The sequence below is a fragment of the Stutzerimonas kunmingensis genome, assembly GCF_021432085.1.
Taxonomy (GTDB): domain Bacteria; phylum Pseudomonadota; class Gammaproteobacteria; order Pseudomonadales; family Pseudomonadaceae; genus Stutzerimonas.
The window spans coordinates 3087817-3104524 of the sequence record NZ_CP090366.1 but is presented as its reverse complement, the minus strand read 5'-3'; the positions used below and the strand labels follow the sequence as shown (position 1 = coordinate 3104524).

Genomic DNA, 16708 nt, shown 5'->3' with positions numbered 1-16708 from the left:
GCAGCGGGCAGTTGCTCAGCTGACCTTGAGCACCAGCTTGCCGAAGTTGCCGCCGGTGAACAGCTTCATCAGCGTGTCCGGGAAGGTCTGCAGTCCCTCGATGATGTCTTCCTTGCTCTTGAGCTGGCCGCTCGCGAGCCATTCGGCCATGTCGCGCATCGCCTCGGGATAGCGAGTGACATAGTCAGTCACCACCATGCCTTCCATTCGCGCGCTGTTGACCAGCAGCGAAAGGTAGTTGGACGGGCCCTTCACCGCCTCCTTGTTGTTGTACTGGCTGATGGCGCCGCAGATCACCACTCGCGCGCCGACGCTGATGCGCTGCAGCACCGTATCCAGGATGTCGCCGCCAACGTTGTCGAAGTACACGTCCACGCCTTTCGGGCATTCGCGCTTCAAGCCAGCGGCCAGATCTTCGTTCTTGTAATCGATGGCGCCATCGAAGCCGAGCTTCTCAGTGAGGAAGCGGCACTTGTCAGCACCGCCGGCGATGCCCACGACGCGACAGCCTTTGATCTTGGCGATCTGCCCGGCAATGCTGCCGACCGCGCCGGCGGCGCCGGAGATCACCACGGTCTCGCCGGCCTTGGGCTGGCCGACCGCGAGCAGCGCAAAGTAGGCGGTCATGCCGGTCATGCCCAGCGCGGACAGGTAACGCGGCAGCGGAGCCTGTTGCGGGTCGACCTTGTAGAAACCCTTCGGCTCGCCGAGGTAGTACGCCTGCACGCCCAGCGCACCGTTTACATAGTCGCCTTCCTTGTAGTCAGGATGCTGCGAGGCAATCACCTTGCCGACACCGAGAGCGCGCATTACTTCGCCGATGCCCACAGGTGGAATGTAGGACTTGGCATCGTTCATCCAGCCGCGCATGGCTGGGTCTATGGACAGGTATTCGACCTTGACCAGAATCTGATTGGGGCCAGGCTCGCTCACCGGCTTCTCGACGTAGTCGAAGGTCTCCCGGGTCGGCGCACCGATCGGCCGCTGGGCTAGCAGGAATTGCTGGTTGAGCAGGGTCATGGAATAAGCCTCGTGTTTGCGAAAGGTTTGGTTTAGCCCGGCCAGCGCCGCGCCGCAAGCTACGTCAGCAGGCTGGAATGAACGGGCATCCAGTTCGGTGATATGACCGTGCCGGCAGTTAAATGCGCGAGCGCATAGCGGTATAAGTTCGACCGGGAAGCCTTGTGCGGTCATTTTGCGGGCGCAAGGTGAGTCGAATTCTTCGGGAAGAACAATCATGAGCATGACATTCTCCGGGCAGGTTGCCCTGGTTACCGGCGCAGCAGCAGGAATCGGTCGCGCCACCGCGCAGGCGTTCGCCGAGCAGGGCCACAAGGTGGTGCTGGCCGACATCGACGAAGCGGGCATCCGCGATGGCGCAGAAAGCATTCGTGCTGCTGGCGGCCAGGCGATCGCCGTGCGCTGCGACGTCACGCGCGATGCGGAGGTCAAGGCGCTCATCGAGCAGACGTTGGCGCAGTACGGGCGGCTCGATTACGCCTTCAACAATGCCGGCATCGAGATCGAGCAGGGACGCTTGGCCGAGGGCAGCGAGGCGGAGTTCGACGCGATCATGGGCGTCAACGTTAAGGGCGTCTGGCTGTGCATGAAGCACCAGCTGCCGGTCATGCTGGCGCAGGGTGGTGGCGCTATCGTCAACACCGCGTCCGTTGCGGGTCTCGGTGCTGCGCCGAAGATGAGCATCTACGCGGCATCCAAGCATGCGGTGATCGGCCTGACCAAGTCGGCAGCGATCGAGTACGCCAAGAAGCAGATTCGCGTGAATGCGGTATGCCCGGCGGTGATCGACACCGACATGTTCCGCCGTGCCTACGAGGCCGACCCGCGCAAGGCGGAGTTCGCTGCGGCCATGCACCCAGTCGGGCGCATCGGCAAGGTCGAAGAGATTGCCGCCGCGGTGCTGTACCTGTGCAGCGACAGAGCCGCCTTCACTACCGGTCATGCGCTGGCGGTAGATGGCGGGGCGACGGCGATCTGACGGCGCGCCCGGCGCTGTCTGGCCGGGCACCCCTTTCAGCGCCGCTCAGTTACGACGGCGCAGAATCAGCAAGGTGATTACACCTGCGATCAATCCCCACAGCGCCGCGCCGATGCCGAACAGCGTCAGCCCTGACGCCGTGACCATGAAGGTGATTAGCGCTGCCTCTCGCTCGTCGGGCTGCTGCATCGCCTGGGTCAGCCCCGAGCCGATCGAGCCGAGCAATGCCAGCGCGGCGACGGACAACACCAGTGCCGCGGGGAAGGCGGCGAACAGCGCGGCCAGGGTTGCGCCGAAGATGCCGGCAATGCCGTAGAACACCCCGCACCAGGCAGCAGCGGTATAGCGTTTTTGCGGGTCAGGATGAGCTTCGGGGCCTGCGCAGATGGCCATGGTGATCGCCGCTAGATGAATGCCGTGGGAGCCGAACGGCGCCAGCAGTACCGAAGCGATGCCAGTGATCGAGATCAGTGGCGAAGCCGGCACCTGATATCCCTCGGCACGCAGCACGGCCAGGCCTGGCATGTTCTGCGAAGCCATGGCGATGACGAACAGCGGGATGCCGATACTGAAGATCGCCGCGAGGGAAAACGCCGGTGTAGTCCACACCGGCACCGCGACCTGCAGGCTGAAGCGCTGGAAGTCCAGCAGGCCGGAAATACCGGCGATCAGGCAGCCGACCAGCAGCGCAGCGAGCACGGCGTAGCGGGGCTGCATTCGCTTGGCCAGCAGGTAGCTGAAGAACATGCCGAGCACCAGCACCGGCTGAACCTCGACGGCACGGAAAATCTCGCTTCCGATATTGAACAGCACGCCCGCCAGCAGCGCGGCAGCCAGCGATGCCGGTACTCGCCGCATCAGCCGATCGAAGCTTCCAGTCAGGCCGCACAGGGCAATCAGCGCCGAGGCGAAGATGAAGGCGCCGATGGCTTCGGCGTACGGCACGCCGGGCAGACTGGTGATCAACAGGGCCGCGCCGGGCGTCGACCAGGCAACTACCACCGGCGTGCGATAGCGCAGCGACAGGCCGATGCTGCAGATCGCCATGCCGACCGACAGTGCCCAGATCCACGAAGAGATCTGCGCCGTGCTCAGGCCTGCTGCCTGGCCGGCCTGGAACATCAGCACCAGCGAGCTGGTATAGCCGGTGAGCATGGCGATGAAGCCGGCGACGACGGTCGAAGGCGAGCTATCACTGAGGGGGCGCAGGGCGGTACGGCTGATTTCGTTCATTGCTGACTTCTACTTGTGCAAGGTATGACGTCGCGCGGCTGCGGCAGGCTATCGTACAAAGCCTATTGGCCGTGCTCGGGTAGCGTCGCGGTACAGCCGCTCGCGTATTGGACGTAACAGTTGCGACGGGCGTGAGTGCAGGTCATCGCCGCGCCTGGCCGCTGGTATTCGATCTGGCACCCTTGTTGCTATCTAGTCTTTGCCTGCCGCGATGCGTCAAAAAAACCGCGGCTGTTGGAGGATTAGATGAGTCAGGGTGTTCAATTCAATCGCTTGATGCTGGAAATGCGGGCCATGCAGACCGATGCAATGGCGCGCGCCAAGCCGGAGGTCAAGACCCAGGAGGTCGGCGCTCCGAGCTTCTCCGACATGCTTGGCCAGGCGGTGAATAAAGTGCACGAAACCCAGCAGGTTTCGAGCCAGCTGTCATCTGCCTTCGAGATGGGGCAGGGCGGTGTCGACCTGACCGAAGTGATGATCGCCTCCCAGAAGGCAAGCGTTTCCTTTCAAGCCATGACCCAGGTGCGCAACAAACTGGTTCAGGCTTATCAAGACATCATGCAGATGCCGGTGTGAGGCGGATTGAATCATGGCTGAAGCGGTGAACGTTCCGGTGCCGGCTACTCCCGAGGGTGTCAGGAAGCCCCTGCTGGGCTTGTCCTTTCTGGAAAACCTTTCGGATATGTCCATGCTGCGGCAGGTCGGCCTGTTGGTCGGGCTGGCGGCCAGCGTGGCGATCGGTTTTGCCGTGGTGCTCTGGTCGCAGCAGCCCGATTATCGTCCGCTGCTCGGCAGCCTGGCGGGGATGGATGCCAATCAGGTGATGGAAACCCTCGCCGCTGCGGATATCGCCTATACCGTCGAACCGAACTCCGGCGCTCTGCTGGTCAAGGCGGATGATCTTGCTCGCGCACGTCTCAAGCTCGCCGGTGCGGGTATCGCGCCGGCCGACAGCAACATCGGTTTCGAAATCCTCGACAAGGAACAGGGGCTGGGTACCAGCCAGTTCATGGAGGCGACCCGTTATCGCCGTGGCCTCGAGGGCGAACTGGGCCGCACCATTTCCAGCCTGAACAACGTCAAGGGCGCCCGTGTGCACCTGGCGATCCCGAAGAGCTCGGTGTTCGTTCGCGACGAGCGCAAGCCCAGTGCCTCGGTACTGGTGGAGCTTTACCCGGGCCGCGCGCTGGAGCCGAGCCAGGTGATGGCGATCATCAACCTCGTCGCCACCAGCGTGCCGGAACTGGGCAAATCGCAGATCACCGTGGTGGATCAGAAGGGCAACCTGCTGTCCGATCAGCAGGAACTGACCGAGCTGAGCATGGCCGGCAAGCAGTTCGACTACAGCCGCCGCATGGAAGGCCTCTACACCCAGCGCGTGCACAACATTCTGCAGCCGGTGCTGGGCAGTGGCCGCTACAAGGCCGAAGTCTCCGCGGACGTGGATTTCAGCGCCGTCGAATCAACCTCGGAAACCTTCAACCCCGATCAGCCGGCGTTGCGCAGCGAACAGAGCGTCAATGAGCAGCGCCAGAGCAGCCTGCCGCCGCAAGGCGTGCCGGGCGCCCTGAGCAATCAGCCTCCTGGCCCGGCGACCGCGCCCGAGCAGGCCAATCAGGCCGCAGCCGCCGCGGGTGCCGTGGCTCCTGGTCAGCCTCTGCTCGATGCCAATGGTCAGCAGGTCATGGATCCCGTGACCGGTCAGCCGATGCTGGCGCCTTATCCGGCCGACAAGCGTGAGCAGGCTACGCGCAACTACGAACTCGATCGCTCGATCAGCTATACCAAGCAGCAGCAGGGTCGCCTGCGCCGGCTCTCGGTGGCAGTAGTGGTCGACGATCAGATGACGCTCAATGCGGCCGGCGAGATGGTTCGCGTACCGTGGAACGCCGATGATCTGGCGCGCTTCACCCGGCTGGTGCAAGACGCGGTGGGTTTCGATGCCAGCCGCGGCGACAGCGTCAGCGTGATCAACACCGCGTTCGTCGCCGACAGCGCCGGTGAGACCTTCGAAGAGATACCGTTCTACTCGCAACCGTGGTTCTGGGATGTGGTCAAGCAGGTCCTCGGCGTGCTGTTCATCCTGGTGCTGGTGTTCGGTGTGCTGCGTCCGGTGCTCAAGAGCCTCACCAATCCGTCCAGCGGCAAGGAACTGCAGGTTGCCAGCGGTCCGGGCGAACTGGGTGACGATGATGGACTGGACTCCGGCCTGGCCAGTGACCGGGTCAGCCTGAGCGGCCCGCAGAACATTCTGCTGCCGAGCCCCAGCGAGGGATATGAAGCCCAGCTGAACGCGATCAAGAACCTTGTGGCCGATGACCCGGGACGGGTAGCCCAGGTGGTGAAAGAGTGGATCAACGCCGATGAATGACAATCGAGTTCAAGCCAAGCTCAACAAGGTCGACAAGGCCGCCATCCTGTTGCTCTCGCTGGGTGAAACCGACGCTGCGCAGGTCCTGCGTCACCTCGGTCCGAAAGAGGTGCAGCGCGTCGGTACTGCCATGGCGCAGATGCGCAACGTGCAGAAGGCACAGATCGAACAGGTAATGAGCGAGTTCGTCGAGATCGTCGGCGACCAGACCAGCCTCGGCGTCGGCTCCGACGGTTACATTCGCAAGATGCTTACCCAGGCGCTCGGCGAGGACAAGGCCGGCGGCCTGATCGACCGCATTCTGCTGGGCGGCAACACCAGCGGTCTGGACAGCCTGAAATGGATGGAGCCGCGTGCGGTGGCGGATGTGATCCGCTACGAGCACCCGCAGATCCAGGCCATCGTGGTGGCCTATCTCGACCCGGACCAGGCTGGCGAGGTGCTCTCGCATTTCGACCACAAGGTGCGCCTGGACATCGTCCTGCGCGTGTCCTCGCTCAATACCGTGCAGCCGGCTGCGCTGAAAGAGCTGAACCTGATCCTGGAAAAGCAGTTCTCCGGCAGCACCAACACCAGCCGCGCCAGTCTGGGCGGCGTGAAGCGCGCGGCGGACATCATGAACTACCTGGACAGCTCCATCGAAGGCCAGCTGATGGATGCCATCCGCGATGTGGACGAGGACCTGTCGAGCCAGATCGAAGACCTGATGTTCGTCTTCGACAACCTCGCCGAAGTCGACGACCGCGGCATTCAGGTGCTGCTGCGTGAGGTATCCTCCGACGTGCTGGTGATGGCGCTCAAGGGCGCCGACGACGGCATCAAGGAAAAGGTCTTCAAGAACATGTCCAAGCGCGCCGGTGAGCTGCTGCGTGACGACCTGGAGGCGAAGGGCCCGGTGCGCGTCAGCGATGTCGAGAATGCGCAGAAGGAAATCCTTACCATTGCTCGCCGCATGGCCGAGGCCGGTGAAATCGTCCTGGGCTCCAAGGGCGGCGAAGAGATGATCTAACCAGGTACGAATTCCACACATGGCCAAGGACAACCCCAGCGACGTCATACGCGCGAAAGACGTCAGCCTGTTCGATCGCTGGTCGCTGCCCAGCTTCGACCCGCAGGGCGAAGAAGACGAGTTGCCGGCAGCAGGGGTCGTGGAAGAGCCCGCCGAAGAGCTGGCGCGAAGCGAGGACGTCCCGGTCGAGGAAGTCAAACCGCTGACGCTCGACGAACTCGAAGCGATCCGCCAGCAGGCATACAACGAAGGTTTCGCCACCGGCGAGAAAGATGGTTTCCATGCCGGCCAGCTCAAGGCGCGGCAGGAGGCCGAGGCCGCGTTGGCGCCGCGGCTGGAAAACCTTGAGCAGCTGATGGGTCAGTTGCTCGAGCCGATTGCCGATCAGGATCGCAATCTCGAGCACGCCATGGCGACCCTGGTCAGTCACATGGCGCGCGAAGTGATCCAGCGTGATCTTCTGATCGATTCCAGCCAGATCCGTCAGGTGCTGCGTGAGGCGCTGAAGTTGCTGCCAATGGGCGCCAGCAATGTGCGAATCCACGTCAATCCGCAGGACTTCGAGCTGATCAAGGCGCTGCGCGAGCGGCACGAGGAAAGCTGGCGAATTCTCGAGGACAGCAGCCTGCTGCCTGGTGGCTGTCATATCGAAACCGAGCACAGTCGCATCGATGCGAGCATCGAGACGCGTCTCACCCAGGCCATCAAACAACTGTTCGAACAGCAGCGCGAGAATGCCACCCGTCCTCCTGCCGCCGATCTGACCATCGATCTGGACATGCCCGATGCGCCTTGAGCGAACCAGTTTCGCCAAGCGATTCGAAGCCTATGGCGAAGCGATCAAACTGCCCAGCCAGCCCATGCTCGAAGGGCGCCTGCTGCGCATGGTCGGTCTGACGCTGGAGGCTGAAGGGCTGCGCGCAGCCGTTGGCAGTCGCTGCCTGGTGATCAACGACGACAGTTATCACCCCACTGAGGTCGAGGCCGAGGTGATGGGCTTTTCCAGCGGCAAGCTGTATCTGATGCCTGTCGGCAGCCTTGCCGGCATCGCGCCGGGCGCGCGGGTCGTGCCGCTGGTCAATACCGGACGGCTGCCCATGGGCATGTCCATGCTCGGCCGCGTGCTGGATGGCGCAGGGCGTGCACTGGACGGCAAGGGCGGCATGAGAGCGGAGGATTGGGTGCCGATGGACGGCCCCGTTATCAACCCGCTCAAGCGCCACCCCATCAGCGAACCGCTGGATGTCGGCATCCGCAGTATCAATGGCTTGCTGACCGTCGGTCGCGGTCAGCGCCTAGGCCTATTTGCCGGCACCGGTGTCGGCAAGTCGGTGCTGCTGGGCATGATGACCCGCTTCACCGAGGCCGACATCATCGTCGTCGGCCTGATCGGCGAGCGGGGGCGAGAGGTCAAGGAATTCATCGAGAACATCCTCGGCGAGGAAAGCATCAAGCGCTCCGTGGTGGTGGCATCGCCCGCTGACGAGGCGCCGCTCATGCGCTTGCGCGCCGCGCAGTACTGCACGCGTATTGCGGAGTACTTCCGCGATCAGGGCAAGAACGTGTTGCTGCTGATGGATTCGCTGACGCGCTATGCCCAGGCCCAGCGCGAGATCGCCCTGGCCATCGGCGAGCCGCCAGCGACCAAGGGCTATCCGCCGTCGGTGTTCGCCAAGCTGCCGAGTCTGGTCGAGCGCGCCGGTAATGCCGAGCAGGGCGGCGGCTCGATCACGGCGTTCTACACCGTGCTCTCCGAAGGTGACGACCAGCAGGACCCGATCGCCGATGCCGCTCGCGGTGTGCTCGACGGCCACATCGTGCTGTCGCGCCGTCTGGCCGAAGAAGGCCACTATCCGGCTATCGACATCGAAGCCTCCATCAGTCGGGTCATGCCGCAGGTGGTGAGCGCCGAACATGTGCGTGCGTCGCAGCGTTTCAAGCAGCTCTGGTCGCGCTACCAGCAGAGCCGCGACCTGATCAGTGTCGGCGCCTATGTGCCAGGCGGCGATCCGGAAACGGATATGGCCATCGCGCGCCAGGCCGAGATGGTCAGTTACCTGCGTCAGGGCCTCGATGAAAGCGAGGACCTGACGCGCAGCGCCGCGCAACTCGCAGCTGTGTTCAATCCACGGCAGGGAGGCTAACCGATGGCGGCCAGTCGGGCGGCGCGCCTGGCGCCGGTCATCGAGATGGCCGAAAAGGCCGAGCAGGAGGCCGCGCGACTGCTGGGACAGGGCCAGACTCAGCTGAATCAGGCCGAGGCCAAGCTCGGTGAACTGGAACAGTACTTCAGCGACTACCAGCAGCAATGGATGCAGCAGGGCAGTCAGGGCGTCTCGGGGCAGTGGCTGATGAATTACCAGCGCTTCCTGTCGCAGCTGGAGTCGGCCATTGGGCAGCAGCAGCGCAGCGTCAACTGGTACCGCGACAATCTGAAGAAGCTGCGCCAGCAGTGGCACCAGCGCCATGCGCGTGTCGAAGGCCTGAGCAAGCTGGTCGAAAGCTATCAGAAGGAGGCGCGGATCGCGGCGGACAAGCGCGAGCAGAAGTTGCTCGACGAGTACGCCCAGCGGCTGTCCGGGAGAACGCGTGAGCAGTGATCCAGCCACGGTCTCAGGCCGGATTCGTGCTTGCCGTACCGCTGCTTGAATGATAAATCTTGACCGCGTTTCAGCGCGGCGACCGCCAACAGATCGTTTCCGCTGCCATCTGGCTCTTCCGAGGATAAGTCTCAGAACCGGATGGCCGCCTTTCAGCCGGTACACGGCTGTTCATTTCGCTTATCGCGACGGCTGCTCGCAAGCCGCTTTCAAGACGTACCGGATCAGGAGTGCCACATGACCATTACCTCGCAGCCTTCGACGGATGGCCAGGAGTTGACCATATCCATCAGCGGACGCTTCGACTTCAATGCGCATCAGGCCTTCCGTGATGCTTACCAACGTCAGGACGTGAATCCGCAGCGTTATGTGGTCAATCTGCAAGGCACCACTTACATGGACAGTTCGGCGCTGGGCATGCTGCTCTTGTTGCGCGATCACGCCGGTGGCGACGAGGCGGACATCCGCCTGCTCAACTGCAACGGCGACGTGCGCAAGATCCTGTCGGTGTCGAATTTCGAACAATTATTCGTGATCGCCTGACATGCCCATGCGGCTGTCGATCCTGATCGCCGAGGACAGCCCGGTCGATCGGATGCTGCTTTCCACCATCGTTGCCAAGCAGGGCCACCGGGTGCTGACGGCAGCCGATGGGCAGGAGGCGGTCGAGCTGTTTCAGGAGGAGCGGCCGCAGCTGGTGCTGATGGACGCGCTGATGCCGGTGATGGACGGCTTCGAGGCGGCGCGGCGCATCAAGCAACTGGCCGGCGATGAGCTGGTCCCGATCATCTTTCTCACCTCGCTGACCGAGCACGAAGCGCTGGTCAGCTGCCTCGAGGCTGGCGGCGACGACTTCATCGCCAAGCCTTACAACCCGATCATTCTCGAAGCCAAGATTCAGGCCATGCATCGTCTGCGCCGCCTGCAGGCGACCGTGCTCGAGCAGCGCGACCTGATCGCCAGGCGCAATCAGCAGCTGCTCGACGAACATCGGGCTGCCAAGGCGATCTTCGACAAAGTCGCACATGCTGGTTGCCTGAGCGCGCCCACCATCCGCTTCCGCCAGTCGCCGCAGGCGCTGTTCAACGGCGACCTGCTGCTGGCGGCGCAGGCCCCGGCGGGGCAGATGTTTGTCCTGCTCGGAGATTTCACCGGCCACGGGCTGCCCGCCGCGATCGGGGCCATGCCGCTGGCGGAAACCTTTTACGGGATGGCGGCGAAAGGCTATTCGAGCACCGACATCCTTCGAGAGATGAATGCCAAGCTCAAACAGATCCTCCCGGTGGAAATGTTCTGCTGCGCGACGCTGCTCGATATCGATCCCAAGCAGGGCAGTCTGCGGGTGTGGAATGGCGGGTTGCCGGATGGCTACCTGATCGGCGCGGATGGTCGGCGCACGGCGCTGGTGTCCCGTCACCTGCCGCTCGGCGTCGTCTCCCCGGCGGCGCTGGACAACAAGTTCGAGCATTACCCCTTGGCCCCCGGCGACCGGCTGTTGCTGCTGTCCGACGGCGTGGTCGAGAGCCGCAATGCCAATGACGAGCTGTTCGGCGAACAGCGCCTGCTAGCCACTCTGGACGCCAACGACGATCCGGCACGGCTGTTCGGCGAGATCGAGCAGGCGCTGCTGGATTTCCACGGCCAGCAGCACGACGACCTGAGCCTGGTCGAGGTCGTGGTCAGCCCGGAGGTGATCACGATGCCGTCGATTGCCCCGGCCACCGCGCACCGCTCACGGCCGATGGACTGGTCGATTCGGCTCGAGCTGCGTGCCGACAGCCTGCGCAGCGGCAATCCATTGCCTTCGTTGCTGCAGATCCTGCTGCAGGTCAATCAGTTGCGCTCGCGTGTCGGTGAGATCTACACCGTGTTGGGCGAGCTCTATTCCAATGCCCTGGAGCATGGCGTGCTCGGACTCGATTCGAGCCTCAAGTGTGATGCCGACGGTTTCAAGCATTACTACGACTTACGCCAACAACGCCTGCAGGCGTTGGTCGACGGTCATGTGCATCTGCAGCTGAACATCAAGACCTCCCCGCATGGAGGGCGCCTGCGCATCGGCATCAGCGACAGCGGCTCGGGCTTCGACGTGTCGCGCGCGTTGCAGGCGCAGTTTGGCAGCGACCGCTTCAGTGGGCGCGGCTTACATCTGGTGCGCCAGTTGAGCGACCGATTCGACTGGCAGTCGGATGGGCGCGGGCTGAGCGTGGAGTTCGCCTGGCAGGCTGAGGCATAATCGTCCGCTTTCACTCAGGGGTGTACCGGTGTCCAACACTCATCTCGACAGCGCCGTGCTGACCACGCTGCAGGACGTGATGGAGAGTGAGTATCCGGCGCTGCTGGATACCTTTCTTGCCGACTCCGAGGAGCGCGTTCGGCTGCTCCGCCAGGCCTGTCTCGCCGACCAGTCTGAAACCTTGCGGCGTGCTGCGCACAGCTTCAAAGGCAGCTGCAGCAACATGGGCGCGACGCTGCTGGCCGACCTCTGCCAGGAGCTCGAGAGTGCCGCTCGGGAGGAGAACCTCGCCCAAGCCCCGGCGCTCATCGAATCCATCGAGCGGGAGTTCGCCATCGTCGGCATCCTGTTCCGCGCCGAGCGCCAGCGCCACGGCTGAGTGGCCAAATCTCTGACGCCGGTGCCCGCTAATAGCAGAGCCGCTGCCGCCGGGCCGTCGTTTCTGTTCATGTCAGCGCGCTTCCCTGGCGTTTTTCCGGCATTCATGCCGCTGGCCCGGAACTTGCTCTGCTTCCGCCACGATCCATCCGTAGCGGAATGACCTCATGGCTGTTTCCCCCGACCTGTTGCTTAGAACCCCTTCCGTCGACGCACGTCCCAAAGCTGCGGCCAAAGCGCCGGAGATGCCGCGTGAAGGGCGAGACAGCGGCAGCGCCAGCTTCTCCGATGTCTACGCCAAGGAGCGTCAGACGAAACCAGCCGAGCGCCCGGTGCGCAACGAGGCCAGCCGCAACAAGCCGGTCGAGGACAAGCGCGAGCAGGAAACGGCGGAGGCGACCACCGACGAGAAGCCGGCGGTTGCCGAAAGCGGCAATACCTTGCCTCCCGAAACGCCGGCTGAGGAAATTCCGGAGGCGGAGCTCGATCCAATGCTGCTGCTTGGTCTTGGCACGCAGTTCGTGGCGGAGTCCGAAGCCCAGCCTGAAACCGAGGTCGATGCTGTCTCCCTGCTTCCGGGGCTGCCGACGGCCGCTGCCGGCATCGCCGGCGATGAGGCCGTCGATGCGGACGAAGCAACACTGGCCGGCATGCGTACGCTGACCGAAACCCCGGCAGCTATGCAGAAGACGGCCCAGCAGCAATTGCAGAACCCGCTGACCGATGCGCAGGCGAAGGCCTCGGCTGACGATGGCTTTGCCAGCGCGTTGCTGGCGAGTCAGGACGCGGGTGAGGGCGAAGAGCTCGATGTGGAATTGCTGACCAAGGACCTGCTGGAAAGCGTGGAGGCGCCAAAGGAGAGTCGTGCCAGCGCCAGCGAACTGGCTGCGGGGCGCCTCAACCCCTTGAGCCAGGCCATCGCTCAGCAGGTGCAGCAATCGCAGCGTCCGCAACTGGTGCCGGGTCAACCGGTACAGATGCAGCAGTCCGGCTGGAGCGAGGCGGTCGTCGACCGCGTGATGTGGCTGTCCAGCCAGAATCTCAAGTCGGCGGAAATCCAACTCGACCCGGCTGAACTCGGTCGTATGGAAGTACGCATCGACCTGACCAAGGACCAGGCGCAGGTGACCTTCCTCAGCCCGCATGCGGGGGTGCGCGACGCGTTGGAAGGGCAGATGCAGCGACTACGGGAAATGTTCACCCAGCAGGGCATGAACCTGATGGACGTGAACGTATCCGATCAGTCGCTGGCGCGTGGCTGGCAAGGCGGAGCCGATGGTGGTTCCTCGCGGGGTGGAGCGTCGGGTGAGGGCGATCTGGCAGGCGATGAGGTGGAGCTCGGCGTGACGGAAATCGCCTCCAATCGAGTCGCCGGTGATCGCGGACTCGTCGACTACTACGCCTGAGCCATCCGCTTTTAGGGATAATCCGGCGCCTCGGTTCAGGTGCGCGCCGGTTTTCCGCCGCCCGTCGCTGCAATCGCTTTCGCGTCGCCTATCCAGGCGTTATCTCCATCCTTTTCCTGATACCTTGTGAGCGCACTGCCTGGAGCCCGAGGCTGCGCCGTACCGGCGTGCATTAACGTTGGCACAGCTGTTGCTCCTAACTCCTGAAATCAGAATCGAACGCTGTTGATGACGGATATTTGGCATGGCTAAGAAACAGGCTCCACCAACAGTGCCGCCAACCGGACCGGAAGCGGAACCGGCAGGCAAGGGAAAGCTGAAACTCATCCTGGTGATCGTGGTCGCCATGTTGGTGGCCGTAGGGCTTTCCATCGGCGGTACGCTTTACTTCATGAACAAGGGCGGCGACCTTGGTGACGACAAGGCCGAAGAGGCCGCGACCACTGCCTCCGGCAAGCAGCCGGCGATCTATGAAGTCCTGATGCCGGCCTTCGTGGTCAATTTCAGCAACAAGGGGCGCCAGCGTTACATGCAGGTCAGCATTGCGTTGATGTCGCGTGATCAGGCTGCGCTGGATGCACTGAAAGTGCATATGCCGTTGTTGCGCAACCGATTGGTCATGCTGTTCTCCAGTCAGGACTTCGAGGCGTTGAAAACGCCCGTGGGCAAGGAGATGCTGCGTCAGCAGGCGACTGCCAGCGTGCAGGAACTGGCGCAGAAGGAAATTGGCAAGCTTGCCGTCGAGCAAGTGCTTTTCACCAACTTCGTATTGCAATAGAAGGCTGCCGCAGATGGCTGTTCAAGACCTGCTCTCGCAAGACGAGATCGATGCGCTCCTGCACGGGGTCGACGACGGTCTGGTGGATACCGAAAGCGATTCCGAGCCGGGATCCATCAAGAGCTATGACCTGACCAGTCAGGACCGCATCGTTCGCGGGCGCATGCCCACCCTGGAAATGATCAACGAGCGTTTCGCCCGTTACACCCGCATCAGCATGTTCAACCTGCTGCGTCGCTCGGCCGATGTGTCGGTCGGTGGCGTGCAGGTGATGAAGTTCGGCGAGTACGTGCATTCGCTGTATGTACCCACCAGCCTCAATCTGGTGAAGATGAAGCCGCTGCGTGGCACGGCGCTGTTCATTCTCGACGCCAAGCTGGTGTTCAAGCTGGTGGACAACTTCTTCGGCGGCGACGGTCGCCACGCCAAGATCGAGGGGCGCGAGTTCACCCCGACCGAGTTGCGAGTCGTACGCATGGTGCTCGATCAGGCCTTCACCGATCTCAAGGAAGCCTGGCACGCGGTGCTGGACGTCAACTTCGAGTACGTCAACTCGGAAGTGAATCCGGCCCTGGCCAACATCGTCAGCCCCAGCGAAGTGGTGGTGGTTTCCACCTTCCACATCGAACTGGACAGCGGCGGCGGCGACCTGCACGTGACCATGCCTTATTCGATGATCGAGCCGATCCGCGAGATGCTGGATGCCGGCTTCCAGTCGGACGTCAGTGACCAGGATGAGCGTTGGGTCAAGGCGCTGCGCGAAGACATTCTCGACGTCAACGTTCCGCTCGGCGCGACTGTCGTCAGGCGGCAACTGAAATTGCGCGACATTCTGAACATGCAGCCGGGCGACGTGATCCCGGTGGAAATGCCAGAAGACATGATCATGCGTGCCAATGGCATGCCGTCCTTCAAGGTCAAGCTGGGTGCCCACAAAGGCAACCTGGCATTGCAGGTGCTGGAGCCCGTGGTCCGCCCACGCTGAGCCAGCCCTTTACTCAATTCGAGCCGATCGAGGATTAGCGATGGCAGACGAACACGACAACACCTCCCCCGAGGAACAGGCGCTGGCCGATGAATGGGCTGCAGCGCTGGCCGAAGCCGGCGACGCCAGCCAGGACGACATCGATGCGCTGCTGAATCAGGGCCCGGAAGCAGCCGCCCCGGCCGCTCCGCGCGCACCGCTGGAGGATTTCGCCAGCGCACCCAAGTCCAATGGCGTGCAGCTGGGGCTGGACGGCCCGAACCTGGATGTGATCCTCGACATCCCGGTTTCCATCTCGATGGAGGTCGGCAGTACCGAAATCAGCATCCGCAACCTGCTGCAGCTCAACCAGGGCTCGGTGGTGGAGCTCGATCGTCTGGCTGGCGAGCCGCTGGACGTATTGGTCAATGGCACGCTCATCGCCCACGGCGAGGTGGTGGTGGTCAACGAGAAGTTCGGCATCCGGCTGACCGATGTGATCAGCCCGACCGAACGCATCAAGAAGCTGCGCTGACGTGCGCGCGCTCGTATTCCTGGCAGCGTTCGTCGCGCTGCCAGCCTTCGCTGCGGAGCCGGCAGCCAGCATGAGCAGCGCCGGCATGGGCGCGCAGCTGAGCAAGCTGATGCTCGGCCTGTTGCTGGTGATCGGACTGATCTTCCTGCTCGCATGGCTGCTGCGTCGGGTTCAGCAGTTGAACCCCCGCGGCACCCAGGTGATCAAGCTGATCTCCACCCAGGCGCTGGGTCCGCGCGAGCGGCTGGTGCTGGTCCAGGTCGGCGGCGAGCAGATCCTGATCGGCCTCAGTGGCGGCCGCATCACGCCACTGCACGTGATGCAGGAGCCGGTGCACCTGCCGGACGCCGAGCCGGCCAACCCTGAATTCGCCCAGCGTCTGATGGAGCTGCTCGGCAAGGACCACAAGGATAAGCCTTGATGTTGCGCATTCTGCTGGTGGTCGCGCTGATGTTGCTCGGCCCGCTCGCCATGGCGCAGGAGTCTTCCGGCATCCTGGCCCAGGGAAACAACCCGCTCTCGATTCCGGCGATCACTCTGACCACCGACGCGGAAGGGCAGCAGGAATACTCGGTCAGCCTGCAGATTCTGCTGATCATGACGGCGCTGAGCTTCATTCCGGCGTTCGTCATGCTGATGACCAGCTTCACCCGCATCATCATCGTGTTTTCCATCCTGCGTCAGGCGCTTGGGCTGCAGCAGACACCGTCGAACCAGATCCTCATCGGCCTGACCCTGTTCCTCACGCTATTCATCATGGCGCCGGTGTTCGAGCGGATTAACCAGGAAGCGCTGCAGCCTTACCTCAGTGAGCAGATCCCGGCGCAGGAAGCGATCGCCCGGGCCGAGGTGCCGCTCAAGGGTTTCATGCTGGCGCAGACCCGCGAGAGCGATCTGGAGCTGTTCGTCAGGCTGTCACGACGCACCGATATCGCATCGCCGGAAGCTGCACCGATGACCATCCTGGTGCCAGCGTTCGTCACCTCCGAGCTGAAGACGGCGTTCCAGATCGGCTTCATGATCTTCATTCCCTTCCTGATCATCGACATGGTGGTGGCCAGCGTGCTCATGGCGATGGGCATGATGATGCTGTCGCCGCTGATCATCTCGTTGCCGTTCAAGATCATGCTGTTCGTGCTGGTGGACGGCTGGGGTCTGATAATCGGCACGCTGGCCGGTAGCTTCGGCACGCTTTAGGA

Annotated in this window: 18 protein-coding genes; 16 read left to right on the top strand and 2 right to left on the bottom strand. The window is 63.1% G+C overall.

Annotated elements, in window-relative coordinates; translation table 11 throughout:
* Positions 1–15 precede the first annotated feature (15 nt).
* Entirely contained in the window at positions 16–1020 is a 1005-nt protein-coding gene (locus tag LW136_RS14600; RefSeq protein ID WP_234173158.1) for an NADP-dependent oxidoreductase, read from the bottom strand.
* 217 nt (positions 1021–1237) lie between these two features.
* Between LW136_RS14600 and LW136_RS14595 the strand changes: the two genes are divergently transcribed.
* The gene (locus tag LW136_RS14595) at positions 1238–1999 is read left to right on the top strand and encodes an SDR family oxidoreductase (RefSeq protein WP_234173157.1); all 762 of its coding nucleotides are present in this window, start codon (positions 1238–1240) and stop codon (positions 1997–1999) included.
* Positions 2000–2044: 45 nt separating this feature from the next.
* On the opposite strand, the gene LW136_RS14590 is transcribed toward LW136_RS14595, so the two are convergent.
* The gene (locus LW136_RS14590) at positions 2045–3232 is read right to left on the bottom strand and encodes a benzoate/H(+) symporter BenE family transporter (protein WP_102832870.1); all 1188 of its coding nucleotides are present in this window, start codon (positions 3230–3232) and stop codon (positions 2045–2047) included.
* A gap of 246 nt (positions 3233–3478) precedes the next feature.
* Here LW136_RS14590 and fliE point away from each other — a divergent pair, with 246 nt between their 5' ends.
* The 15 genes from fliE to fliP all read left to right on the top strand — a co-directional run bounded on the left by fliE (position 3479) and on the right by fliP (position 16706).
* Positions 3479–3808: a flagellar hook-basal body complex protein FliE gene (gene fliE / locus LW136_RS14585; protein WP_003299599.1), complete on the top strand. Its 330-nt coding sequence runs from the start codon at positions 3479–3481 to the stop codon at positions 3806–3808.
* A 13-nt stretch (positions 3809–3821) separates the two neighbouring features.
* A complete protein-coding gene (gene fliF, locus LW136_RS14580; RefSeq protein ID WP_102832869.1) occupies positions 3822–5603 on the top strand; it encodes a flagellar basal-body MS-ring/collar protein FliF in 1782 nt (593 codons plus the stop codon).
* On the top strand, positions 5596–6612 hold the full coding sequence (fliG, locus tag LW136_RS14575; protein WP_014820867.1) for a flagellar motor switch protein FliG: 1017 nt from the start codon (positions 5596–5598) through the stop codon (positions 6610–6612). The genes fliF and fliG overlap by 8 nt, the downstream gene beginning before the upstream one ends.
* A 19-nt stretch (positions 6613–6631) precedes the next feature.
* The gene (gene fliH / locus LW136_RS14570) at positions 6632–7408 is read left to right on the top strand and encodes a flagellar assembly protein FliH (RefSeq protein WP_014820866.1); all 777 of its coding nucleotides are present in this window, start codon (positions 6632–6634) and stop codon (positions 7406–7408) included.
* On the top strand, positions 7398–8756 hold the full coding sequence (gene fliI, locus LW136_RS14565) for a flagellar protein export ATPase FliI (RefSeq protein WP_014820865.1): 1359 nt from the start codon (positions 7398–7400) through the stop codon (positions 8754–8756). Before fliH ends, fliI begins: the two co-directional genes overlap by 11 nt.
* Positions 8757–8759: 3 nt before the next feature.
* Entirely contained in the window at positions 8760–9212 is a 453-nt protein-coding gene (gene fliJ, locus LW136_RS14560; protein ID WP_014820864.1) for a flagellar export protein FliJ, read from the top strand.
* A gap of 237 nt (positions 9213–9449) precedes the next feature.
* The gene (locus LW136_RS14555) at positions 9450–9755 is read left to right on the top strand and encodes an STAS domain-containing protein (RefSeq protein WP_003299593.1); all 306 of its coding nucleotides are present in this window, start codon (positions 9450–9452) and stop codon (positions 9753–9755) included.
* Between the two features lies 1 nt (position 9756).
* On the top strand, positions 9757–11448 hold the full coding sequence (locus tag LW136_RS14550; protein WP_180982734.1) for an ATP-binding SpoIIE family protein phosphatase: 1692 nt from the start codon (positions 9757–9759) through the stop codon (positions 11446–11448).
* Positions 11449–11476: 28 nt separating this feature from the next.
* Positions 11477–11827, top strand: coding sequence for an Hpt domain-containing protein (locus LW136_RS14545; RefSeq protein ID WP_014820862.1), 351 nt, complete (start codon positions 11477–11479; stop codon positions 11825–11827).
* Between the two features lie 166 nt (positions 11828–11993).
* Positions 11994–13232 carry a flagellar hook-length control protein FliK gene (locus tag LW136_RS14540; protein WP_031298309.1) on the top strand — a complete coding sequence of 413 codons (1239 nt, stop codon included), beginning with the start codon at positions 11994–11996 and terminating at the stop codon, positions 13230–13232.
* A gap of 244 nt (positions 13233–13476) precedes the next feature.
* Positions 13477–14010, top strand: coding sequence for a flagellar basal body-associated protein FliL (gene fliL, locus LW136_RS14535; RefSeq protein ID WP_031298308.1), 534 nt, complete (start codon positions 13477–13479; stop codon positions 14008–14010).
* 13 nt (positions 14011–14023) lie between these two features.
* Positions 14024–14995, top strand: a complete 972-nt coding sequence (gene fliM / locus LW136_RS14530) for a flagellar motor switch protein FliM (RefSeq protein WP_014820859.1) — start codon at positions 14024–14026, stop codon at positions 14993–14995.
* A gap of 40 nt (positions 14996–15035) precedes the next feature.
* Complete coding sequence (gene fliN, locus LW136_RS14525) at positions 15036–15509, top strand: flagellar motor switch protein FliN (RefSeq protein ID WP_003299587.1); 474 nt, start codon at positions 15036–15038, stop codon at positions 15507–15509.
* A gap of 1 nt (position 15510) precedes the next feature.
* The gene (gene fliO, locus LW136_RS14520; RefSeq protein WP_102832868.1) at positions 15511–15930 is read left to right on the top strand and encodes a flagellar biosynthetic protein FliO; all 420 of its coding nucleotides are present in this window, start codon (positions 15511–15513) and stop codon (positions 15928–15930) included.
* Positions 15930–16706 (top strand): flagellar type III secretion system pore protein FliP, encoded by a 777-nt coding sequence (fliP, locus tag LW136_RS14515; protein ID WP_023446685.1) that lies wholly within the window; start codon positions 15930–15932, stop codon positions 16704–16706. Before fliO ends, fliP begins: the two co-directional genes overlap by 1 nt.
* Positions 16707–16708 lie beyond the last annotated feature (2 nt).